The organism is Cellulomonas sp. P4_H12 (assembly GCF_056400905.1).
The window spans coordinates 51,339-75,771 of the sequence record NZ_JBFUKJ010000004.1; the positions used below are offsets into that span (position 1 = coordinate 51,339).

Annotated in this window: 18 protein-coding genes; 8 read left to right on the plus strand and 10 right to left on the minus strand. The window is 69.1% G+C overall.

Annotated elements, in window-relative coordinates:
• Nucleotides 1-65: 65 nt before the first annotated feature.
• Nucleotides 66-575: a winged helix-turn-helix transcriptional regulator gene (locus AC1DQC_RS03725; protein WP_477049871.1), complete on the plus strand. Its 510-nt coding sequence runs from the start codon at nt 66-68 to the stop codon at nt 573-575.
• A 79-nt stretch (nt 576-654) separates the two neighbouring features.
• Here AC1DQC_RS03725 and AC1DQC_RS03730 read toward each other — a convergent pair whose 3' ends face one another.
• Complete coding sequence (locus tag AC1DQC_RS03730) at nt 655-1,437, minus strand: SDR family NAD(P)-dependent oxidoreductase (RefSeq protein ID WP_477049872.1); 783 nt, start codon at nt 1,435-1,437, stop codon at nt 655-657.
• Between the two features lie 121 nt (nt 1,438-1,558).
• On the opposite strand from AC1DQC_RS03730, the gene AC1DQC_RS03735 reads away from it, so the two are divergent.
• Nucleotides 1,559-3,184 (plus strand): DUF5597 domain-containing protein, encoded by a 1,626-nt coding sequence (locus tag AC1DQC_RS03735; protein ID WP_477049873.1) that lies wholly within the window; start codon nt 1,559-1,561, stop codon nt 3,182-3,184.
• Between the two features lie 88 nt (nt 3,185-3,272).
• Here AC1DQC_RS03735 and AC1DQC_RS03740 read toward each other — a convergent pair whose 3' ends face one another.
• Nucleotides 3,273-4,049: a FadR/GntR family transcriptional regulator gene (locus AC1DQC_RS03740; RefSeq protein ID WP_477049874.1), complete on the minus strand. Its 777-nt coding sequence runs from the start codon at nt 4,047-4,049 to the stop codon at nt 3,273-3,275.
• A gap of 127 nt (nt 4,050-4,176) precedes the next feature.
• Between AC1DQC_RS03740 and AC1DQC_RS03745 the strand changes: the two genes are divergently transcribed.
• Nucleotides 4,177-5,325, plus strand: a complete 1,149-nt coding sequence (locus tag AC1DQC_RS03745; RefSeq protein WP_477049875.1) for a mandelate racemase/muconate lactonizing enzyme family protein — start codon at nt 4,177-4,179, stop codon at nt 5,323-5,325.
• A gap of 299 nt (nt 5,326-5,624) precedes the next feature.
• On the opposite strand, the gene AC1DQC_RS03750 is transcribed toward AC1DQC_RS03745, so the two are convergent.
• The 6 genes from AC1DQC_RS03750 to AC1DQC_RS03775 are packed head-to-tail and all read right to left on the minus strand — an operon-like array spanning nt 5,625 to nt 11,038.
• Nucleotides 5,625-6,611, minus strand: a complete 987-nt coding sequence (locus tag AC1DQC_RS03750; protein ID WP_477049876.1) for an aldo/keto reductase — start codon at nt 6,609-6,611, stop codon at nt 5,625-5,627.
• The gene (locus tag AC1DQC_RS03755; RefSeq protein ID WP_477049877.1) at nt 6,608-7,453 is read right to left on the minus strand and encodes an amidohydrolase family protein; all 846 of its coding nucleotides are present in this window, start codon (nt 7,451-7,453) and stop codon (nt 6,608-6,610) included. Before AC1DQC_RS03755 ends, AC1DQC_RS03750 begins: the two co-directional genes overlap by 4 nt.
• Entirely contained in the window at nt 7,450-7,776 is a 327-nt protein-coding gene (locus tag AC1DQC_RS03760; protein ID WP_477049878.1) for an L-rhamnose mutarotase, read from the minus strand. Before AC1DQC_RS03760 ends, AC1DQC_RS03755 begins: the two co-directional genes overlap by 4 nt.
• A 2-nt stretch (nt 7,777-7,778) precedes the next feature.
• Nucleotides 7,779-8,726, minus strand: coding sequence for a carbohydrate ABC transporter permease (locus AC1DQC_RS03765; protein WP_477049879.1), 948 nt, complete (start codon nt 8,724-8,726; stop codon nt 7,779-7,781).
• Nucleotides 8,713-9,654: a carbohydrate ABC transporter permease gene (locus AC1DQC_RS03770; RefSeq protein ID WP_477049880.1), complete on the minus strand. Its 942-nt coding sequence runs from the start codon at nt 9,652-9,654 to the stop codon at nt 8,713-8,715. Before AC1DQC_RS03770 ends, AC1DQC_RS03765 begins: the two co-directional genes overlap by 14 nt.
• Nucleotide 9,655: 1 nt before the next feature.
• A complete protein-coding gene (locus tag AC1DQC_RS03775) occupies nt 9,656-11,038 on the minus strand; it encodes an ABC transporter substrate-binding protein (protein WP_477049881.1) in 1,383 nt (460 codons plus the stop codon).
• 220 nt (nt 11,039-11,258) lie between these two features.
• Here AC1DQC_RS03775 and AC1DQC_RS03780 point away from each other — a divergent pair, with 220 nt between their 5' ends.
• The 5 genes from AC1DQC_RS03780 (at nt 11,259) to AC1DQC_RS03800 (ending at nt 21,772) form a co-directional block, all read left to right on the plus strand.
• Nucleotides 11,259-12,233 (plus strand): zinc-dependent alcohol dehydrogenase, encoded by a 975-nt coding sequence (locus AC1DQC_RS03780; RefSeq protein WP_477049944.1) that lies wholly within the window; start codon nt 11,259-11,261, stop codon nt 12,231-12,233.
• Nucleotides 12,230-12,985, plus strand: coding sequence for an SDR family oxidoreductase (locus AC1DQC_RS03785; protein ID WP_477049882.1), 756 nt, complete (start codon nt 12,230-12,232; stop codon nt 12,983-12,985). The genes AC1DQC_RS03780 and AC1DQC_RS03785 overlap by 4 nt, the downstream gene beginning before the upstream one ends.
• Before the next feature lie 765 nt (nt 12,986-13,750).
• The gene (locus AC1DQC_RS03790; protein WP_477049883.1) at nt 13,751-15,628 is read left to right on the plus strand and encodes a right-handed parallel beta-helix repeat-containing protein; all 1,878 of its coding nucleotides are present in this window, start codon (nt 13,751-13,753) and stop codon (nt 15,626-15,628) included.
• A 216-nt stretch (nt 15,629-15,844) separates the two neighbouring features.
• Entirely contained in the window at nt 15,845-17,977 is a 2,133-nt protein-coding gene (locus AC1DQC_RS03795) for a beta-galactosidase (RefSeq protein ID WP_477049945.1), read from the plus strand.
• 417 nt (nt 17,978-18,394) lie between these two features.
• Entirely contained in the window at nt 18,395-21,772 is a 3,378-nt protein-coding gene (locus AC1DQC_RS03800; protein WP_477049884.1) for a PxKF domain-containing protein, read from the plus strand.
• A 407-nt stretch (nt 21,773-22,179) separates the two neighbouring features.
• Here the strand turns inward: AC1DQC_RS03800 and AC1DQC_RS03805 are convergent, their stop codons facing one another.
• Both AC1DQC_RS03805 and AC1DQC_RS03810 read right to left on the minus strand, forming a co-directional pair.
• Nucleotides 22,180-23,193 carry a LacI family DNA-binding transcriptional regulator gene (locus AC1DQC_RS03805; protein ID WP_477049885.1) on the minus strand — a complete coding sequence of 338 codons (1,014 nt, stop codon included), beginning with the start codon at nt 23,191-23,193 and terminating at the stop codon, nt 22,180-22,182.
• Between the two features lie 40 nt (nt 23,194-23,233).
• A complete protein-coding gene (locus tag AC1DQC_RS03810; protein WP_477049886.1) occupies nt 23,234-24,370 on the minus strand; it encodes a LacI family DNA-binding transcriptional regulator in 1,137 nt (378 codons plus the stop codon).
• Nucleotides 24,371-24,433: the final 63 nt, after the last annotated feature.

Consider the following 24,433-nt stretch of genomic DNA (forward strand, 5'->3'; position numbering starts at 1 on the left):
TCGCGGATAGTGATTGCGGATTGCAACCACTATAGTGAGGGCGAAACGCGTGTCAAGGAGGGGTCGTGGAACCGTCCAGGGATCCGATCAGCGCCGCCGTCGACGTGCTCGGGGACCGCTGGTCGTTGCTCATCCTGCGTGACGTCGTCTTCGACGACCGGCGCTACTTCCGGGCGCTGCTCACCGGGTCGAGCGAGGGCATCGCCTCGAACATCCTCGCGGACCGCCTCGTGCGCCTGGTCGAGGCGGGGCTCCTCACCCGCGGCACGGCGGCCCGCGGTCAGCGCGCGCGCTACAGCCTCACCGAAGCCGGCATCCGCACGGTCCCCGTCCTCGACGCGCTCGGCACGTGGGGCCTCGACTGGCGCCGAGACAGCGCCCAGCAGCGGAGCCGACAACAGCTCGTGCGCGACAGCGGGCCCGCATTCCTCGAGGAGCTGATGGACGAGCTCCGCACCCGTCACCTCGGCGCTCCGTCGCGGCCGCGCGCCGGCCCGGGGCCGTTCGAGCGTCTGGAGGCCGCCGAGGCCTCGGCGGCTGTGCTGGAGCGGACGACGGGGACCGAACCGGCGTAGGCAGCCTCGAAGACGCGACAGCCGCACCGACGCCGAGGTGTCGGACCAGATGCGCTGCCGGGCGGATGGCCGGCGGCTGTCACCCCGCGACGTCGCCAGAACCCGCGCGCGACCGCGGCGACCCGATCGCCCGCACGGCCGAGCGGGGCATCGCCCGTGCCGCGGCGGCCCCCAGGCGGTACCGCATGCTCGGTGTGGAGATGACGGCGCCGCGCCGCACGGCGGCGAGGGCGGCGGCGACGACGTGGTCGGCGCGCAACCAGGCGATCTCCGGCAGCCACGTCATGTCGATGCCGGCGCGGTCGTGGAACTCGGTGTGGACGAAACCGGGGCACACGACGGTCGCGGTGACCCCGGTGCCCCGCAGCTCGACGGCGAGGCCCTCGGTGAACGTCCGGACCCACGCCTTGTGCGCCGAGTAGGTGCCCAGGGTGATGAGAGCGGCGACCGACGCCACGTTGAGGATGGCGCCGCGCCCGCGCGCGGTCATCGGCCCGACCGCGGCGTGCGACAGCACCAGGACGGCACGCACCATGACGGCGTAGACGTCCTCCTCGCGCCCCAGGGTGCCGCCCACGAACCGCTGCCCCGGAGCGGCGCCGGCGTTGTTGACCAGCAGCCCCACCGGGCGCTCGGCCGACCGGAGCCGCTCGGCGACCCGCTCGACGTCGCTGCGGACCGACAGGTCCKCGACGAGGACCTCGACCTCGACGCCCGCGACGGCGCGCAGCTGACCGGCCAACCGATCGAGCCGCCCGGCGTCCCGGTCGACGAGGACCAGGTCGTGTCGCGCGGTCGCAAGCTGCCAGGCGAACTCGGAGCCCAGACCGGCAGCTGCCCCGGTGACCAGTGCGATACCCACGACACCACGGTAGGGCGGGCCGCGGCGGGCCAGATCTGGCGACGACGTCATGCGTCGACGCCTTCACCGAGCGGGAAGATAGGGCGTCGCCGACGTCGATCCGCATGCACAAGGAGCCGCTGTGTCCAGCCTGCCTCGACTCGAGCGCACAGCCAGCCACACCCAGCTCATCGTCGATGGGTCGCCTTTCCTCTGTCTCGGCGGTGAGCTGCACAATTCGAGCTCCTCCGACGAGGCGCACATGGCTCCCGTGTGGGCGTCACTGGAGCGATCCGGGATCAACTCGGTCGTCGCTGCCGTCGGGTGGGATCAGGTGGAGCCGACCGAGGGCGCATTCGATTTCGAGGTTGTCGACCACCTTCTTGCCGGTGCGCGTTCCGCCGGAGTGCGTCTCGTCCTGATCTGGTTCGGTGCGTTCAAGAACGCCTCGTCCACCTATGCGCCGACGTGGGTGCGTGCGGATCCGGTCCGCTTCGAACGCGCCAGCCTCGGAGCGTCCCCGTTCCCGGCGCCTTTCACCTACGACGGTTCCATGCCGCGGCCCGCGCTCTCCGTGTTCTCGAGCGAGCTGCGGGCGGCCGATCGAACCGCGTACGCGGCCCTGATGGCGCACGTCGCACGCGTCGACGGGGAGCACACCATCATCCTGATGCAGGTCGAGAACGAGGTCGGCCTGCTCGGTGCCAGCCGCGACCACTCGGGACCGGCGCTGACGGCGTGGAGCTCGCCGATACCGTCGGAGCTGCTCGACGCGGTGCGCGACGATCCCGGGAGCTTCCACGACGATGTCGTCGCGCTGTTCGCGCAGAGCAACGAAGAACGCCGCTCGTGGGCAGATCGCTTCGGCGACAACAATGCCGTCGCCGACGAGGTGTTCATGGCGTGGGGATTCGGTCGGTACCTCGGCGACCTGGCCGCTGCAGGCAAGTCGATCAAGGCGTTGCCCGCGTATGCGAATGCGTGGCTGGGTCCGCAGCCGGGCCAGGACGAGCCCGGCCGGTATCCGAGCGGGGGACCGACGGCGCGGATGAGCGGGATATGGCGTATCGCCGCGCCCGCAATCGATTTCGTCGCCCCAGACATCTATGTCCGCGACAGCGAACCCGTCATGCGGGAGTACGCGTCCGCGACCAGTGCACTCTTCATCCCGGAGGCGCGAGTGCTGACCGGCGACGCGTTCCGTGCGATCGGCGGATTCAATGCCATCGGCTACCACGTCTTCGGGGTCGACGACGTCCGCGAGGGCAGTCAGCTGTTCGACGCGTTCCGGCAGATCCTCGCTCTCGCACCCGAGATCGTCGACGCGCAACGTGACGGCCGGATCATGGGGTTCGCGCTCGACGAGGGCACCGAATCGGTCACCGCGACGCTCGACTCCATGACCGTCGTGGTGAGAAGCGCACCGAAGCTCCTGGCGAAGATGCTTCTCGACATCGGTGTCCGGCTTCCCGAGCCCGTGACCCGGCCGAGCGAGTCGATCAACGACTCCCACGGGCCGCAGCCGGCCGACGCCAGGCCGTTCGGCATCGTGATCGCGACCGGTCCGCTCGAGTTCGTGGCGGTCGGTCAGCAGGCGATGATCGACTTCAGCCGAGACGGATCGCGCGTCGAGATCGACAGCGTGCGCGAGCTGCGACTGCACGACGGGGTATTCGTCGAGGGACGTCTCCTCAATGGAGACGAACGGCTCACGATTCTCGGAACCGACACGGTCACCGCCGTCAAGATCACGCTGCTTGCGCTATGAGGGCGGATCCACCACGGCGTCGCTGACTGTGACGGTGCCACCTGGGAGCCGTGGCGCGACCCCGTCGCTCTTGCGGCGCTGCGAGCAGCTACGTGCGGCGCGGCTTGGTGCCCGAGTGGTCGGGCAGCCGGCGGCGCTGCCAGGCGTCGATGATGTGCGAGTACATCGCGTGCTCGGCCGCCTCGGTGGTGCGGGCCTCGATCGTCGCGAACACGGCTTCGTGCTCGCGCAGCGTCTGCTCGTGGAACGACGGGGGCGTCATACCGTGGTACCGCGCGCTGTCACGCGCACGCTCGAACAGCGACCGGGCGATGCTCTCGGCGAGCCGGTTGCCGGAGATCTCCATGACGATGTCGTGAAAGCGAACGTCGGACGCACCGAAGGCGCTGGGGTCGTCGAGCGACGCGCGCATGGACTCCAAGGCCTGCCGCAGCGCCTCGAGCTCCTCCGACGAGCGGACGCGAGCGGTGTCGGCGGCCATGGCAGCCTCGAGGCGGGCGCGGACGATGCTGAGCTCGTCGAGAACGCCGAGCGTCTCGTCGTGCGCGATGAGAGCCGTCAGGACGACGCGGTCCATCATGTTCCACGACCGGGTGGGCTGCACGGTGGTCCCGCGGCCCTGGCCCACCGAGACGAGACCCTTCTCCTCCAGTCGCTTGACCGATTCGCGAAGGACGGTCCGGGAGACGCCGAACTGCTTGGCGAGCGGGACCTCCGGCGGCAGCGTGTCGCCGGGCGCGAGCTGCCCCGTGACGATCACGTTGACCAGCGCCTCCACGACCGCCACGCCCAAGCGCTGCGCGGGCATCCGATCTTGGATGGACGGGATGCGCGGGCCGTCGGCGCCCGGGTCAGGAACGGTCATGACGGGAGTATATGCGGGAGTACCTACTGTGCAGACGTGTGATGTATGCTCTTTTCGTGGCGGCACTGCGGCCGACCGCGCGCCGAAGAGGACGTGTGAGCGAATGAGAATCACCGGGTACCGGACCGTGACGACACTCCAGGACTGGGGACGCCCCGTCGGGGACGTCAACGGCTTCATCCGGGACGGCATCACCGAGGTGCCCGTGGTCGTCCTCGAGACCGACGAGGGTCTTGAGGGAATCGGCGTCGGGTCGCACACGGACATCGACCGGGTCTTTCCCGCCATCGAGGGCGAGGACCCGCGCGCGGTGGTCGCGCTGTACGACCGCATGCTGGCCCGAGTGTTCAAGAGCGGACACGTGGGGGCGACGTTCGGCGGCATCGGCGCACTGGACATGGCGCTCTGGGACCTCAAGGCGAAGATCGCCGACGAGCCCCTGTGGCGCACCCTCGGCGCGCGCGACCGGTTCGTCCCCGCCTATGCCTCGGCGCTGGAGATCGCGATCCCCGACGACGAGCTCGAGGACTTGTACGGCGAGTGGGTCGCCCGCGGTTTCACGAGCGTCAAGGTGAAGGGCGGCCTGAACCTGGACAGCGACCTCATCAGGTTGGCGCGCGTGCGTGACATCTTCTCGGCCAACACGCCCCGACCGGGCATCATGCTGGACGCCAACGAGTCCTGGAACCGCAAGCAGGCGATCCGATACATCCACGCTGTCGAGCAGCAGGTCGACCTGTCCTGGGTCGAGGAGCCGCTGCGTCGGTGGGACGCCGACGGCATGGCGATGGTCAGTCGCGCTGTTCGCGCCGGTGTCGCCACCGGCGAGAACCTCACCGGTCTGGAGCAGTTCAAGCCTCTGCTGGACGCCGGCGCCGTCGACATCGTGCAGGTCGGCAGCATGTGGGGGATCACGCACTTCCTGCGTGTCGCGGCCGTCGCCCACAGCCGTGACCTGCCCATCAGCCCCGTCGGCTCGACTGCGAACCCCGTCTTCCATGCCGCTGCGGCCGTCCCGAACCACCTCTCGGCCGAGCTGCAGGACCTCGGAGCCCCGCTCGGCATGACGGTGGACTACGAGATCGCCGACGGTGGCATCGTGCTCGGGGACAAGCCGGGACATGGCACGACGATCGACGAGACGCGCATCGCTCAGGCGGTGCCGCTGGACGGGTGGTGGGCCCAGAAGGACGGGCCGCACGTCCGCCCGGATCGCGCCGGCCTGCGACTCGTGCCCGAGTCGCAGTCGGACGACGCTCGCCAGAGCGGCCGATGAGCGTCGGCGACTCGTTCACGGTCCATCGGCTCGTCCCGGTGGTCGCCGCGGACGACGAACGGTCGGATGCTCTGCGGGCAACGGGCTGAGCTTCACGAGACGCGCTTAGGGGTACGCGGCGCAGTCGGGGTCTCCGACCGTGGCCACACGGCCATCGCACAGCTGGCGACGCAGCGCGACGGGTTGGAGATCTTCGCCCGGGCGGGAGGCGGTGACTCGTTCGCTGCGGGCCGAGGCTGGCGGACGTTCAAGGTCGCGGCCGGGGCGGTGCTCGGGTCGAACGGTAGGTGGCGCTCCGGTCAGGACACCGACGACGCCAGGAGATCGCGGCTCTGCAGATCGGCCCACAGCGCCGCCGGGACGTCCTCGGAGTACCGGTCCAGGTTCGCGTCGACCTGCGCGACGGTGCGCATCCCCAGAACGACTCCCGCGACCGCAGGGTGCTGCAGAGGAAACGCGATCGCAGCGGCCGGGAGCGTCGTGCCGTGGTCCTCGCAGACCCGGGCGAGCGCCTGTGCCCGTTCGATCAGCCCACGCGGTGCGCGCTGGTACTCGTAGCGGGCGTCCTCCGCGGGCCAGGGGCTGCTGAGGAGTCCGGAGTTGAACACGCCCGCCACGACAACTGCGACGCCATGCTCGCGTGCGGGCTCCAGCGCCGTGGCGAGTCCGCCCTGCTCGAGCAAGGTGTAGCGGCCGGCCACCATCACGACGTCAGCCAGGCCGCTGTCGAAGAGCCCCGGCACCTTGTCCGGCGCGTTGGTGCCGACACCGATGGCGCGCACGACGCCCTCCGCGCGGAGCTCGGCGAGCGCCTCGAGCGCCTGCCTACCGGTCGACGGGCTCACGAGGTCCGGGTCGTGGGCATACGCGATGTCGATCCGGTCCAGGCCGAGGCGCTCGAGGGACTCCTCGATCGACGTGCGCACACCCTCGACGCTGAAGTCCCACTCGCGTCTCAGGTCGCCGGGCACCGCGAACCCGTCGTCGTCGAGTTCTGTCGGCCGCGGGTTCGGACGGATCAGACGACCGACCTTGGTGGACACGACGAACTCGTCTCGCGGGAGTCCTCGCAGCGCCGCTCCCAACCGGCGCTCGGACAGGCCCAGGCCATAGTGCGGCGCGGTGTCGAAGTAGCGCACCCCCCGCTCCCACGCACGCTCGACGGCCCGGGAGGCCTCGTCCTCGGTCATCGGTCGGTGCAGGTTGCCCAGGGTCGACGCACCGAACCCGATCTCGGAGATGTGCAGACCGGTGCCGCCGAGCTGGCGAGCAGGGAGGGCCGTCACGACAGCCCGTAGACGCGGGTCGCGTTGACACCGTCGATCGCGTCGCGCTCGGTCTGCGACAGCTCGTCGGTGAGCTCGAGGTAGGCCGCGAGCCAGGGGCCGTAGCCGCCGGCCAGCTCGACGACCGGCCAGTCGGAGCCGAAGAGCAGCCGCTCGGGCCCGAAGGTGGCGAGCGCGTGGTCGACGACGGGCCGCAGCCTCGGTGTGGACCACCCGGACCAGTCGTCCTCGGTGACGATGCCGGACACCTTCACGACGACGTTCGGGCACTGCGCGAGCTCGGTGAGGTGGCGGGCCCACGAGGCCAGCTCGGTGCTCCTCATGGGCGTCTTGCCCAGGTGGTCCAGGACGAAGCTCGTGCCCGGGAGCGAACGGGCCACCTCGGCCGCCAACGGGAGCTGGTGGTGGGTGATCAGCAGGTCGAACACCAGCCCGGCGTCGCCGATCGCGGACAACCCTCGCCGGACGTCGTCGCGCGCGAGCCACCGCTCGTCCGTCTCCACGAACGTGACGTGGCGGATTCCCACGAGCAGGTCGCCGCCCGGCGACCCACGCAGCGTCCGGATCTGCTCCGGGACGTCGGCCGTGAGGTCGAGCCAGCCGACGACGCCGCGAATCGTTGCCGACTCGCGGGCCGCCTCGAGCAGGTCGACGGTCTCCGAGAGGTCGTTGACGGCCTGCACGACGACGCAGCCCTCGACCCCGTGGACCGAGAGCTCGGCGACGGCCGCGTCGGGCGGGAAGTCCCGGTCGATCGCGGCCATCGGCTGGGCGTCGAGCCACGGCTGCGGGTGCTTGGCCCGCTCCCACATGTGCAGGTGGGAATCGAGGAGGTGCCTCACGGGAGGTGCCAGAGCTCCTCGAGCCGGCGCCACCCGTCCGTCGGGGCGGCGGAGCGCCCGAACGGGGTCTGGCACGGGCCCGTGAGCGCGAGCCACTCGCGGGTGACGGGATCGTCGTCCACGACGGCCAGGTCGGCCTCGTGGTCGTCGCCGGTGTACTCGTAGTACCCGAACAGCGTGTTCTCGATCAGGAAGATCGAGTAGTTGGTCACGTGGTGGGCCGAGAGGAGCGCCTCGACGCCCGGCCATACGTCCGCGTGCAGCCGGACGTACTCGTCGCGCTTCTCGGGGACCACGTCGACCACGAAGGCGAATCGCTGCATGCTCACTCCTTCGTCCCGCCTGCCGTCAGCCCGGCAACGAGGAACCGCTGCGAGAACAGGAAGATGAGCAGGACCGGCAGGACGGACAGGACCGTCGCGACAGCGAGGGTCGGCAGCTGGATTGCGGTGACCCCTGCGGACGTCGGGTTGAACGACGGCACGTTCGAGAGCAGATCGGTCAGGCCGACCTGGATCGGCGACCGGGGGCCGGGGACGGTGAGGAACGGCAGGAAGAAGTTGTTCCAGTTCGCCACGAAGCTGAAGAAGCCCACCAGCGCGATCACCGGTGTCGCGAGCGGCATCGCGACGCGCAGGAAGACCGCGAGCTCGCCGCAGCCGTCGATGCGGGCAGCGTCGAGGAGGTCGCGCGGGACGCTCGTCGAGAAGTAGATGTAGGTCAGGTAGACCCCGAACGGGAAGAAGGAGAACGGCAGGATCGCGGCGAGCGGCTTGCCGATCAGGCCTACCGCGGACAGCTCGAGGAAGATCGGCAGGACGAGTGCCGTGTTCGGGATCAGCATGACCACCAGCGTCGTGGTGAGCAGCAGCTGTCGGCCCCGAAAGCTGCTCAGGGCGAGCGCGTAGCCGGCCGGGATCGTGGTCACCAGGGTGATCACCAGTGCCGCGACCGAGTAGTACGCCGAGTTTCCGAGCCACCGGAAGACGATGCCGTCCTGGAACGTGACCAGTTCGTGCCAGTTCGCCGAGAGGTCCGAGAACGTCCCGGCCGTGAACGGGCCGGTGGTGATCAGGTCGTGCGGTGACTTGGTCGAGGCCAGGAGCAGCCAGACGATCGGGATGACGAAGAAGAGGACGAAGAAGACCGCGATGACGATCTTCACCACATCGGCCAGCCAGGCACCGGGCGTCTTGTCGAGTCTCGCCTGCCGACGCCGTCCCTCCCGGGTGGCGGGCGTGCGGGCGTCGAGGGCGAGATCAGTCGCGCTCAAAGAGTCCTCCTCGGATGACGAAGAACACGCTCAGGCCGAGGGAGACGACGAGCAGCATCACCGCGATCGCGGCCGAGCCGTTCAGGTCCTGCTGCTTGAACGCGTACAGGTAGGCGAGCTGGTTGAGCGAGTAGTCGTTCGGCACGACGCCGTGGCTGGCTTGCGAGAGCACCTTCGGCTCGACGAACAGCTGCGTGCCGGCGGCGAGCGACATGATCGCCATGTACGAGATCCACTTGCGCAGCATCGGCAGCTGGATGTGCACCGCGGTCCGCACCACACCGGCGCCGTCGATGCGGGCGGCCTCCAGCACCTCGGTCGGGATGCTGTTCAGGGCGCCGTACATCACGACGATCCAGCCGCCGGCTCCCGTCCAGAACGCCATCACGGCGAAGATGACCGGCAGGTTCCCCGGCGAGATGGTCTCCACGAAGCTGTCGAAGCCGAAGGCGTGCAGGACGCCGGAGACGGGGCTCACGGTCGGGTCGAGGACGAACAGCCACAGCACCACGGCCGAGGCGCCGGCCAGAGCGCCGGGGATGTAGTAGACGAAGCGCACGCCGGAGCTGAGCCAGCGGGTGCCGATCTGGTGCACGAGCAGGGCGAGGATCGTCACGAAGATCAGGAGACCGACCAGCCAGATCACGACGAATGCCGCGACGTGCTGGACCGCAGGCCAGAAGCGGAAGTCGTCGATCACCCGCTGGAAGTTGTCGACCCCCGAGAACGTTCCCTCGGAGCTCGTGAACGACATCCGCAGCGCGTAGATGGTCGGGAACACGCCGAACGCGAGCGCKAGGAGCACGTATCCCGAGACGAAGGCGTAGGAGATCCGGTTCCAGCGGCCGGTCAACGAGCGGGGGCGGCCCGCCCGCCGGTCCCGTGTCGCGGGACCGGCGGGCGAGGTGGTCAGTTCCGAGATCGACACGTCAGCTGACCTTGTAGCCATTCGCCTGGGCCTCGTTCTTCAGAGCCTTCTCCCACGTGGGAAGGAGGTCGACGAGGCTCTTGCCGCCGGCGAGATCAGGCGTGACGGTCTTGGCCCAGACGGACTCCTGGCTGAACTTGGGGTAGCCCCAGCCGTCCCAGATCGTGGCGGCCGCGGCCGTGACGTTCCCCGCGAAGTCGTCGGCGAAGAACCCAGCCTCGGCCTGCTTGGCGAGCCACTTGTCGGCCGCAGCCTGGTACGCGGGCAGCCCGGACGCCAGATCCACCTGGTAGCGGTCGTCGCTCGTGACGAACGTCAGGAACTTCTTGGCCGCCTCGAGGTTCGCCGAGTGCTGCGAGATGAACCACGTCCCGCCGCCGACGTTGCCGGCAGCCGCGTCTTCACCGTCCCACGTCAGCGGCAACCCGGCAGCCACGGTGCCCGGCGCAGCGTTCAGGGAGTCCGGGTTGCTGAACAGCGCGCCCGAGAACCACACCGGCCCGGGGAGCATCAGCACCTTGCCGGTGTACTTCTGGATGAACTCGGGGCTGAAGACGCTCTCCTGCGCGAGGGCGCCGGCGTCGTTCAGGCTGTCGATGACCTTCGCCATCGCGACCGTCTTCGGGTCGGACGCGTCTGCGCTGAACTGGTCGGCACCCGTGATGGTGTTCATCGGCGCCTTGCCACCCCAGAAGTACACCTCAGGGGTCCAGGAGTCACCGATGTCGCCCACGATGTAGCCGGGGTGCTCAGCGGCGACCTTCTTGCCGAGCGCCTCGTACTCCTCCCACGTGGTCGGCGGCGTGTACCCGAACTGGTCCATCAGGGCCTTGTCGTACCAGGTCACCGTGGGGGCGAGGTCGTTGCGCAGGCCGTACACGGTGCCGTCGACCGTGAGCGGTGCGAGGGCGCCCTGGGTGAAGCCGTCCAGGAAGGTCTTGTCGAACAGACCCTTGTCCACCGGCGCGGCGAACGGGTCGGTGCCCTGGCTGGCCCACGCGGCATCGTTGTTCTGCGTCGAGAAGACGACGTCGGGCCAACCGCTGCCGGCCTGGTTGAACGCCTCGATCTTCGTCTGGAACGACCCCGAGCCGTCCGCGCCTCCGTCGTAGGTCTCCACCTTGAGCTTGACGTCGGGATAGGCCTTCTCGAAGGCGTCGACCGCAGGCTGGCGGGACGCATCCACCCAGACGGTGATCGGTGCCGACGGGTCCTGCTTGACCGCATCGAAGCCGTAGGCGCTCGACGCGCCGTCCGACGACCCGCCGTCGCCCGAGGAGCCGGAGCAGGCGCTGACGGTCAGGAGCGAGGCTGCTGCGACCACGGCCGCGAGCAGGACGTGACGTGGCCGCCTCAGCACGGCACGCGAGGGCTGTCTGGTCATGTGTCCTAGTTCCTTCTTCCTTGGAGAAACAGGCGCCTCAACGTTGAGCCGGGCGACGCCCAGTAGTAGATCATACATGTGACGTTTGCTCAATCCTCCGGTAGAGTCCGACACCGGATCGTGACCAACGACGGTCGCCGGCCGACACCGAAGGAGACGCGCTGTGCGCAGTGCTGCATATACAGGGAACGGGACGGTCGAGGTCCTCGCGGCGGAGCCTGTGCCACCGCCGAGCGGTCACGTGCAGGTCCGCGTGGCCTTCGTCGGTCTGTGCGGGACGGACCTGCACGTCGTCCACGGGGCCATGGATGCGCGCGTGACCACACCGCTGATCTTCGGTCACGAGATGAGCGGGACGATCGAGAGGGTGGGCGAGGGCGTCGACGGCTGGTCGACGGGTGATGCCGTGACGGTCATGCCGCTCGCCTGGGACGGGACCTGCCCGGCGTGCCTGGCCGGTCATCAGCACGTCTGCCAGAACCTGGAGTTCATCGGTATCGACTCCCCGGGTGCGCTGCAGACGCTGTGGAACGTGCCGGCCCAGACGCTCGTCGCGCTCCCCGCCGGCCTGGCCCTGGACGTCGCGGCGCTCGTCGAGCCCACCGCCGTTGCCGTCCACGACGTACGCCGCGGTGAGGTTGCACCCGGTGACCACGTGGTCGTGCTCGGGGGCGGGCCGATCGGGGTACTGATCGCCACCGTCGCGCGGCATGTCGGCGCGATCGTCGCGATCGTCGAGCCAGACCCCCACCGTCGCGCGCAGATCGAACAGCTCGGTCACGTAGCCGTCGACCCCGGCTCGACCGATCAGGCCGCCTGGGTCGCCGCATGGACCGACGGCGCAGGTGCCGACGTGGTCTTCGAGGTCTCCGGTGCTGCGGCTGCGGTCGCTGCCGCCACCGGGCTGGCCAAGGTTCGAGGGACGATCGTCGTCGTCGCGATCCACGGAGCCCCTAGAGAGGTCGACCTCAAGCAGGTCTTCTGGCGAGAGCTCCGGGTCCTGGGTGCCCGCGTCTACGAGCGGTCCGACTTCGAGACGGCGAGCTCCCTGCTCGCCGACGGGGTCGTGCCCAGCAAGCTGCTCATCTCGCAGGTGGTGCCCCTGACCGCGGTGCGAGCTGCTTTCGACGACCTCGAGAGAGGGCTTGCCATGAAGATCCTGGTGGACGTCGCCGCCGAGGAGAGCGCCCAGTGAACCCGTTCGACCTGACCGGACGGCTCGCCGTCGTCACCGGCGCGAAGCGCGGCATCGGATTCGCCTTCGCGGAAGCGCTCGCGGCCGCCGGTGCCGACGTGATCGGTGTGAGCGCCACTCTCGAGCGCGAAGGCAGTGCCGTGGCGAGGGCGGTCGAGTCGCACGGGCGCATGTTCCAGAGCTACGCGGTGGACTTCGGCGATCGTGAGGCGGTCACCACGCTCGGAGGAGAGCTCGCCGAGCGAGCGCCCGACATCCTCGTCAACAACGCAGGCACGATCGCCCGGATGCCGGCCGCGGAGCATCCCCTCGACTGGTGGGACCGCGTCCTGGAGGTCAACCTCACGAGCCACTTCGTGCTGACTCAGCTCGTCGCGCGGCCGATGCTCGAGCGTGGCTCCGGGAAGATCATCTTCACCGCGAGCCTGCTCAGCTACCAGGGCGGGATCAATGTCCCCGGGTACACCGCGTCGAAGTCCGCCGTGGCCGGACTCACCAAGGCCCTCGCGAACGAGTGGGCATCGCACGGGGTCAACGTCAACGCGCTCGCACCTGGCTATATCGCGACCGACAACACCCAGGCCCTGCAGGACGACCCCGAGCGGTCTCGGGCGATCCTTGAGCGAATCCCCGCCGGCCGTTGGGGCCGAGCCGCCGACCTCGGCGGGGCGGTCGTCTTCCTCGCGTCGTCCGCCTCCGACTACGTCGACGGTGTCACCCTTCCCGTCGACGGCGGATGGCTCGGGCGATGACCCAGCGGCCCTCCGACGGTGCCTGAGAGCAGAGGGGCGGCCACACGCTCGACCATCGAGCTGAGGCGTTGCACAGCACGCTGGAGCAGACGGACGTCCCTCGACGAGATCGCACGCTTCCAGACGGCCGAGGTCTCCTTCCCACGTTCCTGGCCAGCGAGGACGCGATGTGGGCCAGGAGGCCGTGAACGAGCTGTCGCACAGCCGCATGGCGGAGCGCCTCGCGCGGTCGCTGGTCGAGCGGGCACGGGAAGGCAGCCGGAACTCCGAAGACGTGCCCGCCGCGTTCCACGAGCAGACCCTCTGCCGCCATCGCGGCCGGGTCGGCCGACGAGGCGGCGTCGACCATGCCCAGGCACGTCGTGGACGGACGCCTGGACGCGCCGGGGGACCGGCCATCGACGCACGAGGGGCGCCGGGTGGGGCCGCTTGCGAGAGGTCGGACTCCCGCGGCGAGAACCTTGCGCATACATCATACGTATGATTTTGTGGAACGGGGCAAAGCGGCCCCGATCACCATCACGGAAGCGAACAGCCATGACATCGATGTCACGCACGGGGGAAGTTTCTGTTCGAAGGAAGGGCCGGTGGCGGGCGACTGCCGGAGCTGCCGGCGCGGGAGCCCTGCTCCTGAGTGGTCTGGGCGCATCGGTCGCCCAGGCGGCACCACCGGAGAAGGACAGCGTCTACTACGCGTCACCTGACGGTCGCGACCAAGGGGAGTGCCAGCAGCAGCACCCGTGCTCGCTCGAGCAGGTGCAGGGCGTGGTCCGACACGAGGCCGCCAAGGGGAAGGGCGACGTGACCGTCGTGCTCGCCGACGGCACCTATCGCATCGACCACCCGCTCGAGTTCCGTGCGCAGGACAGCGGCCGGGACGGGCACACCGTGCGCTGGACGGCTGCCCCCGGCGCCCACCCCGAGATCTCGGGCTCGACGCGGCTCAGGGGCTGGCAGCAGTACGACCAGGCCAAGAACATCTACGTCGCGGACACGCCGGCCGGTCTCGACACCCGGCAGCTCTACGTCAACGGCGTGGACGCTCCGCGGGCGTCGACCAGCGTGGCGCTGAGCGACCTGACGCTCACCCCGACGGGGATCACGATCAACAACCCTGCGCTCGCCTACCTGGCGGACCTGCCCCAGCAGAACCGGATCGAGTTCGAGTCTCTCGGCGACTTCACCGACCGCTACTCGCCGGTGCAGAGCATCGCGGGCAACACGATCACGATGGCCCAGCCCGCCTGGGACAACAACACGTGGGGCTGGGACACGGCGCAGTACTCGCTGCTCGCCAAGCCGCACTGGTACCTGGACAACTCTCTGAGCTTCCTGGACCAGGCGGGGGAGTGGTACGTCGACCCCGACGCGGGGAAGCTCTACTACAAGCCCGCGGACGGCGTGAACCCGCAGGACCTCGACATCGAGCTCCCGCGAGTGCAGGCCCTCATCAGCGTCGGCGGCACCTACGACGCCCCCGTGTCCCACCTCGAGTTCAGCGGTCTCACCTTCACCGGCACCTCCTGGCTCGGCCCCTCCTCGCCCGACGGTTACGCCAGCCAGCAGAACGGGGGCTACCTCAAGGGCGCGGTCGACTACCGCCCCGCCGACGCCTTCACCAGCTGCAGCCGCGGCTGCGAGCAGTACGAGCGGACGCGCAACACCTGGTTCCAGGAGCCTTCCGCCGTGCAGGTGTCCGCCGCCGACCACATCACGTTCGCGGGGAACACCTTCCGCAACCTTGGGTCGTCGGGCCTCGGCATCGGCAACGACGACAACGCGACGCTCACCGGTGTCGGGCTCGGCGCCAGCGACATCGACGTGACCGGCAACGTGTTCACCCAGGTCGGTGGCCACGCCCTGTTCGTGGGGGGGATTCGGGCGGACGCGCATCATCCCAGCGATCCCCGGATGACGAACCAGGACATCCTCATCGAGAACAACACCATCAGCCACGTCGCCGTGGAGTACAAGGACAACTCCGGCATCCTCAGCACGTACGTGACCCGGGCGAAGATCGTCCACAACGAGGTCGAGAACCTCGCCTACGCGATCGACACCGGTTACGGCTGGGGGATCAACGACGCCGGCGGCTCCCAGACGTACGTCAACCGCGGGTACTACAAGTACAACCCGCTCTACCAGACGCCGACCACGCTCAAGGACAACCTGGTCGCGGGCAACCTCGTGCACGACATCAAGGCCTCCTTCGCCGACTCCGGCAACATCTACAACCTCTCGGCGAGCCCGGGGACGGTGATCGAGAACAACTACATGTACAACGTCTCCGGCGTCGGCATCTATCTGGACGAGGGCAGCCGCTACACCCTGTCCCAGCACAACGTCCTGAGTGGCCTGAACACCTGGGTGTTCACCAACGCGTACGACGCGGGCAACGGCACGAACGACAACACGCTGCAGGAGAACTGGTACAACTCCGGCGGGGCCCAGATCCCGAACGCCGCGCAGCGCAACAACCGGCTCATCAACAACGTGAAGGTCAGCGGGAGCAACTGGCCCAGCGCTGCGTGGGACGTCATCTGCGCAGCGGGCGTCGCCCCCGAGTACCGCACGGAGCTCAACGTCAACCTCGGCGGTATCGACCCGCGGTGCGAGACCGTCGCCGCGACCGCGACCCCGTAGCACAGCTGCTGGCACCGCCTGGCGAGGCGCCCCCGCGATGTCCCTGGCGCGGGGGCGCCTTGCCGCCGGCGGAGCATCGACGGCCAGGGCACGCACCGTCACGTGCGGCATGTTCGGACCGGTTCGGCGATGACCGCGAGCGAAGAGTGACCACGATCGGCGACGTCGCCGGTCGCGCCTGCCCCAACAGATGAGGACCTCGTTGCCTTGACAGACATGGACGACCGCGTGCTCTTCGGCGCCGCGTACTACCACGAGTACCAGCCGTCCCCGCGGCTCGACCAGGACCTCGACCTCATGCAGGAAGCTGGGTTCAGCGTGATCCGGGTGGGCGAGTCCACGTGGGCCACCTGGGAGCCGGAGGACGGGGTGTTCGACCTGGACTGGCTGCAGCCGGTCCTCGACGGCGCGCATTCGCGAGGGATCGCCGTCGTGCTGGGTACGCCCACCTACGCCGTACCCCCGTGGTTGACGCGCAAGTACCCCGAGATCGCCGGAGAGCGACGCACCGGCGAGCGCATCGGGTGGGGGGCCCGTCAAGAGATGGACCTGACACACGCCGCCTACCGTTTCCATGCCGAGCGCGTGATCCGTGCCGTCGTCGGCCGCTACCACGACCATCCCGCAGTGGTCGGGTTCCAGGTGGACAACGAACCCGGTCTCGAGCTGCTGCACAACGAGGGTGTGTTCCAGGCCTTCGTCGACGACCTGCGCCGCACCTACGGCGACGTCGAGACCCTGAACCGGGAGTGGGGACTCGTCTACTGGTCGCACCGGCTCACGACCTGGGCGGATCTCTGGCGACCGGACAACAACGCCCAACCGCAGTACGACCTCGCCTGGCGGAAGTTCCAGGCCCGAATGGTCACCGAGTTCATCGGTTGGCAGGCCGAGATCGTCCGGGAGATCGCTGGCACCGAGAAGTTCGTGACCACCTGCATCGCCTACGACAGGCCAGGAGTGCAGGACCCAGAGCTGACGGCAGCGCTGGATGTGACCGCGGGCAACCCCTACTACGCGATGCAGGACGGTCTCGCTCTGCCAGCCACCGAACACGTCCCGCTGGGCTGGAGGGTGAACGGGGCCTGGGCGATATTCCACAGCGCAGACCGGATGTACTCCTCGAAGCAGGCGCGGTTCCTGGTCACCGAGACGAATGCCGGGGCCATCGGCGGCCCGGCCATGAACGCGCCCGCGTTCGATGGCCAGTGGCGACAGGCCGCCTGGGCAATGATCGCCCGGGGCGCACGAATGATCGAGTACTGGCACTGGCACACACTGCACTTCGGTGCGGAGACGTACTGGATCGGAATCCTTCCGCACGACCAGCGGCCCGGGCGGGTCTACGAGCAGCTGGCCGCGCTGGGTGCAGAGATCACGTCTGCCCAGGATCATCTGAGTGGACTCGTCCCGGACGCCGCCGTGGGGCTGCTGTGGTCCAACGAGTCGATGTGGGGGCTCGAAGGTCAGCCGGCGCTCGCCCGCGACGACGGCTCCGCGGACCCCGACAGCTACCAGCGGATAGTGCACGCCTTCTACCGGGGAGCGTTCGACGCCGGTGCGCCGGTGCGCATCGTCCACGACGTCCAGCTGGTCGAACAGGGCGACGGGACGCGGCTCCGCGAACCCGCCGAGATCGCCGCCGAGCTGCCCGTCCTGCTGGTGCCTGCGCTCTACGTGGCCAGCGACGCGCTGCTCGACTGGTTGCGCGACTACGCCGAGGCGGGCGGACACCTGGTGCTCGGACCGCGCACCGGATATGCGGACACCGAGGCCCGAGCGCGCGCGGAGGTCAAGCCGGCGCGGCTCGCCGCTACCGCGGGCGTCAGCTACCAGGAGTTCAGCAACCTGGCGACACCGGTGCGCGTGATGGGCTCCGACGGCGCGCTGGAGCTGCCCGACGCCGCCGCTGGCGCAGCATGGGTCGACTACGTGCGGGTCTCAGACGACTCGGTCCAGATCCTCGCCCGGTACCAGCACCCCGCGTTCGGTCTGTACCCCGCGATCACCACCGCCGAGGCGGGGCTGGGGCGCGTCACCGTCGTCGGTACCGTCCCCAATGCGGAACTGTCGGCTGCGCTGCTGTCCTGGGCGATGCCGGATGGCAGGGACGCCTGGAGCTCGCTGAACACCGGTTCGATCACGGCGACCTCAGCGACGACGGCCGCAGGTCGTCGGCTGCGAGTCCTGCACAACTGGTCGTGGGACGCCTGCTCGGTGCGGTTGCCGACCGACGTCACGGATCTGCTCTCCACCGAGCCCCTGGAGGCCGACACGCTGGTCGAGCTGGGGCCGTGCGACGTCCGCGTCCTTCTGGAGCAGGAGCGGGGCGCGGCACCGGCACCCTGAACGACGCGATCGCCACGGTCGACGGTGGCCGGCTCGGGTGCTGAGCCGACTGTGTCGACGGGGTGTGGACCACTCCGGACGTGACGCCGTAGAGCCCGGGCGCCGCGCCGGAGGTCGAGCAGGCCGTGCGTCCTCTGCGAGTGCGCGCGGCCTGCTCATGACGGGCAGGCGCGTCCGCCTCTCGTCGATCGCATTTCGGACGAATCGTTGTCATACGTCATACATGTGACTAACCTGGCGGCGTCAGGCATCGACGCCTTCACGAAGCGGGAAGATCACATGACATCGACGTCAGGAATTCTCCAGCCACCTCCCCGAGCCCGGCGGCGCAGAGCGCGCTCCGCGGCCGCAACACTCAGTGCCGTCGCCGTGGTCGCCTCAGCGCTGACCGCGACCAGTGCGCAGGCAGCGTCACCGGTGACGTTCTACGCCGCACCCGGCGGCGGCGCGTCAGCGTCGTGCACGCAACCCGACCCCTGCTCGATCGAGCAGGCCCTGGCTGTCGTCCAGGGGGCGCCGAAGGACGGCGACATCACGGTCCAGCTCGCCGACGGCACCTACCGCATCGGTTCGCCGCTGCGGTTCGATGCTGCCGCCGGCGGCGGCGACCACACCGTCGAGTGGAGCGCCGCCCCGGGCGCCCATCCGGTCATCACGGGAGCGAGCCGAGTCACCGGCTGGCAGCAGTCAGCCGCCGGAGCCGGCATCTGGGAGGCGCCGACGCCAGCCGGGCTCGACACCCGCCAGCTCGTGGTCAACGGGGTCCTCGCGCCCCGGGCAGGCATCAAGGTGACCAGCTCGGACGTCGCGCTCACGGCGACCGGCATCACGATCAAGAACGCTGCGCTCAACGACCTCGCGACGCTTCCCGACCAGGGCCGGATCGAGTTCGAGTCGATGGGCGACTTCACGGACCGGTACTCGCAGGTCGAGAGCATCACCGGCACCACCATCACGATGAAGCAGCCGGGCTGGGACAACAACACCTGGGGCTGGGACACGAACCAGAGCTCGTTGCTCGCCGCGCCGACCTGGTACCTCGAGAACTCGCTCCGTTTCCTGACCGATCCAGGGCAGTGGTACATCAGCCCCGGCGCAGGGAAGCTCTACTACAAGCCCGTCAGCGGCATCGACCCCAACGACCTGGACGTGGAGCTGCCTCGGCTGCAGTCCCTGCTGAGCATCGGCGGCACGTACGACGCGCCGGTCTCGGGCCTCGCCTTCACCGGCATCCAGTTCTCGGGCACCTCGTGGCTGGGGCCGTCCTCGGCCGAGGGCTACGCGGACCAGCAGAACGGGACGTTCCTGAGCGGCAGCTACCCCTACCGTCCGAGCGACGCGTTCACCAGCTGCGCCCGCGGGTGCGAGATGTTCGAGCGCGCGCGCACGACCTGGCACCAGGAGCCCGCCGCGGTGCAGGTCTCGGCCGCGAGCCGGATCACCTTCACGGGCAACGCGTTCACCGGGCTCGGCCAGTCCGCCCTCGGCATCGGCAACGATGCGAACGCAACGGCCACGGGGGTGGGCCTCGGGGCGAGCAACGTGCAGGTGATCGGGAACCGGTTCACCGAGGACGCCGGCCACGGCATCGCCGTCGGAGGTGTCCTGCCTGACGCCCACCACCCGAGCGACCCCCGCATGACCAACCAGGACATCCTGATCCGGGACAACACCGTGGATCGCGTCTCCGTCGACTACAAGGACAACGGCGGCATCCTCAGCACCTATGCGACGCGAGCCCAGATCCTGCACAACGAGGTGCAGAACGTGCCCTACGACGGCATCGACACCGGCTTCGGCTGGGGCATCAACGACGCCGGCGGCTCGAACGACTACGTCGACCGCGGGTACTACAAGTGGAACCCGCTCTACACGACGCCCACCACCCTGAAGGACAACCGCGTCGAGGCAAACCTGGTGCACAACACCAAGGGGCGCTTCGCGGACGGCGGCACGGTGTACAACCTGTCGGCCAGCCCCGGGACCGTCATCGACAAGAACTACCTCTTCAACATCTCCGGAGTGGCGTTGTACGCCGACGAGGGTTCGCGATACCTCACCTACGAGAACAACGTCTTGCAGGGTGGCGGTGCGTGGGTGTTCACCAACGGCTACAGCCTGCGCAACAACACCAGCGACAACGTGCTGCAGAACAACTGGTACAACTCCGGCGGTGCGTCGACACCGAACGCGGCCGCGCACCGCAACCTGCTCGTCAACAACGTCAAGGTGACCGGCGCCAGCTGGCCGGCGGCCGCCCTGGCCGTGATGTGCGACGCCGGCGTCGCGCCGCAGTATCGGACGCCACTGAACGCCAACCTCGTCGGGCTCAGCCAGTGCCCGACGAGCGCCCCGGTCGATCCGAGCTTCTCGACCTACGCCTCGGCCGCCACCTCGGTCTTCGGACAGTCGGGCTCCGGGTTCGGCATCGCGGCGAAGGGTGCAGACGTGTGGGGCGGTGGGGGCCAGCACGACGATCAGTACGGCTCCATCTATCGGGCCGCGGCCTTCACGCCCGATGCGAGTGTCGCTGCCCGGGTCGTCTCCGTGAACGACGCGAACGCCTGGGCGAAGTCGGGCGTCATGGTCCGCAACAGCATCTCGTCAGCCGGCTCGGCGGGTGGGTACGCGGTGGTCGCCGTGACCGGTCGCAACGGAGTCGAGTTCGAGTGGGACGCGAACGGAGACGGCTACCTCGAGAGCAGCGCGAACGTCAAGGTCGACAGCTATCGCCCGGTGTGGGTGAAGCTCACCCGCCTCGGGAAGGTCTACACGGCGTCCTACTCGCTGGACGGGACCAGCTACTCACGGATCGGCTCCCCGGTCACTCTCGGCTCGTCGGCACCGACGCAAGACGCGGGGATCTTCTCCACGTCGCACGACGCGGCGCAGTCGGCGATCAACGTGTTCGACTCGTTCAGCCTCCGTGCCGCGAACGTTCCTCAGGCGCCGAGCACGCCCACCGTCATCGCGACCCCGACCGGCGTGACGGTCTCGTGGACGGCACCCGACGACGGCGGGAGTCCCCTCACCGGCTACCGCGTCTACCAGGACGGGGTGGCGGACCCGGTGGCAACAACCGGGGCAGGGGTGACGTCTGCGACGATCACCGGGTGGCCCGGGGACGGTGCGCGCTTCTCGGTGTCGGCGGTCAACATCGTCGGCGAGAGCGCCCGCTCTGAGTCGGCATCCCCGACCGATGTCACGGCACCGGTCGTGGCACTCGAGTGCCCGAGCAGCCCGGTGCTCCTCGGTGCCTCAGCGGCCGCTTCGTGGTCCGCGACCGACGAGGAGCACGGCTCGGGCCTGGCGACACCGTCGAGCGGGACCCTCACCCTGGACACGTCGACCGTCGGCGCCAAGACCGCAGAAGCCCCTGCGGCGACTGCTGTCGACAACGCAGGCAATGCCTCCGTCGCCGTGAGCTGCAGCTACTCGGTCGTCTACGACTGGCACGGCTTCGCAGCCCCCGTCGACATGGGAGGCGTCGTGAACTCGGTGAAGGCCGGGAGCGCAGTCCCGATGAAGTTCAGCCTCCACGGCGATCAGGGCACGGGCGTCGTGTCGGCAGGTTCGCCGACCGTCGCGTTCGGATCGTGCTCTCCCACGGCGACGGTCGACGCGATCGAGGAGACCGCCAGCGCCGGTGCCAGCGGTCTGCAGTACGACCCCGCTTCGGACCAGTACGTCTACGTCTGGAAGACGGACAAGTCCTGGGCCGGGAAGTGCGCCACGTTCTCGTTGCAGCTCGATGACGGGACGACGCACAGCGCGCTGTTCACCTTCCGGAAGTAGCGCGAGGGATGCCGCGTGTCGCCGACGAACGGCGGCACGCGGCATCTGCGCGCCCAGGTGCGGCGGACCGGCACCCGGCTTCGGACCGGCGAAGCTGGGACCCATCGCCGGGAGGCGCCGCTGTCGCGGGTCGGCGGCCTGAGCCGCGAGCACATCGGGAGCGGACGACGGGAATCGAACCCGCGTAGCCAGTTTGGAAGACTAGACGCGACAACCCTGGGATCAGCGCCGATGGTCCCCTACATAGCCAGTAGGAACTGATTCAGCACTGAACGGGAGCGTTGAAGATCGGAGCCGCGACTTGGTCTCACCGGGACTGTGCGCCGACAATGCTGCGCTCGGCATGCCGATGCGGCCGCCGAGCAGACGGTGCGCAGGCCCGCGCACGAGCGCGTCGATCGAGGAGGCTACGTCGTCTCCCGCACGACGAGGACCCCGGGAAAGGTCACCGCTGCTGGTGCTTCGCCGGCGATCTGAGCCTGGAGCAGGCGCACCATCTCGCGGCTGCCACGGACGACGGGCAGCTGGATGGTCGTGAGCTGTGGGCGTTCGGACGTCGCGGGCGGGCTGTCGTCGAAGCCAGCGACGGCTAGCGTGCGCGGGATCTCGTGGCCCCGTTCGATCGCGGCGTCGATCGCCCCGCGCGCCATGATGTCGTTGCCGGCGAAGATGGCGTCGATCGCCGAATCGCGTTCGAGGAGATGGCGGGCCTGGCGCTCGCCGCTGGCTCGTGTCCAGTCGCCGTGCATCACCAGGCTCTCGTCGAAGTCGGCGGCCATCGCCGATCGATAGCCAGCGAGGCGCTGGTCGACTCGGTCCTCGTCCGCCGGTCCAGCGATGTAGGCGATGCGGCTTCGTCCCTGCTCGTGAAGGTGGGCAACGATCTGGCGTGCCCCGTCGAAGTCTCCTGCGCTCACACTGCCGATGCCCGGCAGATTCATCGGCGGCGGCCCGGAGCTGACGATCGGGAGCTGCGCCGCGACCAGCTGCGTCAGCGTGTCGTCGTGGTGATACCAGTGAGCGAGGATTACTCCGTCGACGTTCCCCGACAGGGCGATGCTTGCTGCTCGCTGGGCGTCGGCGGGGGTCTCCGCGAGCAGGACGATCATCGACAGGTCCGCGTCCGCGAGTGCCCCGGAGGTCACGCGCAACAGTGTCGCGAGGTTGGGGTCCGCGAAGAGGCGGTCGATATTCGACCCGAGGAGGAACGCGACCGTTCCGCTGCGTTGCGTCTTGAGGCTGCGGGCGTGCTGGTTCACTCGGTACCCAGTTGCCTCGACCGCTGCGGCTACGGCCCGCGCGGCCGCATCGCTGACCCAGCGGTCGCCGTTGAGCGCCCGAGACACCGTGGCGGTCGACACCCCGGCCGCGGCGGCGACGTCGGAGATCGTGGGCCGCCGTCGTGCGTTGACGTCGGTCATGGTGCCAACCTATCGACCCCGACGACCGCGATCGGCACGCTCAACGCCGACGCGCTGAGACGTCGAACCCGCCCCGTGCCAGCCCGGACTGTTCTCTGGACACGCCACTCCCGCCGGCCTGCGTCGCTTGGATGCTTTGGCGTTGGTGATTGCCCGTCGGTGCGTCGGTCGAAGCGCGGACGACAAGTTCGGTGGGGAGGGTGACGGTCGCTGGCGGATGCCCGTTGATCTGATCGATCAGCGCGCGTGTCATCTCGCGCGTGATGCGCAGGAATGGCTGTCGCATCGTGGTGAGGCCCGGGTCCGTGGAGGCCGCCGCTGTGCTGTCGTCGAATCCCGCGATCGCGACGTCGCCCGGGACCGTACGGCCTGCCTCTCGGACTTCTGCCATGGCGCCAGCGGCCATCAGGTCGTTTGCAGCGAAGATGGCGTCAAGATCGGGGCGACGCTCGAGGAGCTTGCGTGCCCCGGCAATCCCGCTTCCGTAGCTGTAGTCGCCGCGGGCGATCAGAGCGCCGTCGACCGGATGGGGGCTCGCCTCACGGAAGCCCTCCAGGCGAGCGTCGCTGCCGTTCATGTCGCCGGGCCCAGTGATAAACCCGATCCTCTGACGGCCAGTCGCGAGGAGGTGCCGAGTCATGACTCCTGCCCCGCCGTGGTCGTCGGACTGCACGCTGCCAATCGGTCCCCAACGCTCAGGTGCCGGTCCGGCACTGACCATCGGAACGCCGTGAGAGTGGAGCTCGCGCAGAAGCCCGTCCTCCCGATACCAGGAGACGACGAACGCGCCGTCGACCATTCCTGAGGTGACGAGCTGTGCCGTGCGTTCCTTCTCCGCGAGTGTCTCGCCGAGTAGCAGCATCATCGACAAACCCTCGGCCTCGAGCGAGGCCGAGATACCTCGGAGCAGCACGGAGAAGTTCGGGTCGGAGAAGAGTCGATCCACACCTTCGCCGAGCAGGAACGCTACCGAGCCTGAACGGCGAGTCTTCAAGGACCGAGCACTCGTGTTGACGCGGTAGCCGGTGCGTTCGACCGCGTCGTTCACGGAACGCATGGCGCTGGGGCTGACCCAACGGCCGCCGTTGAGTGCGCGAGAGACGGTTGCCGACGAGACACCGGCCGTCCGCGCGACGTCGCCGATCGTCGGGCGACGCCGCGGTGGTGTTTCGGTCATCACAATCCCTCGCGACGGTGTACCCGAGCGGGTACAGGTCCGCTCGGGCACGCCGTCATGTCG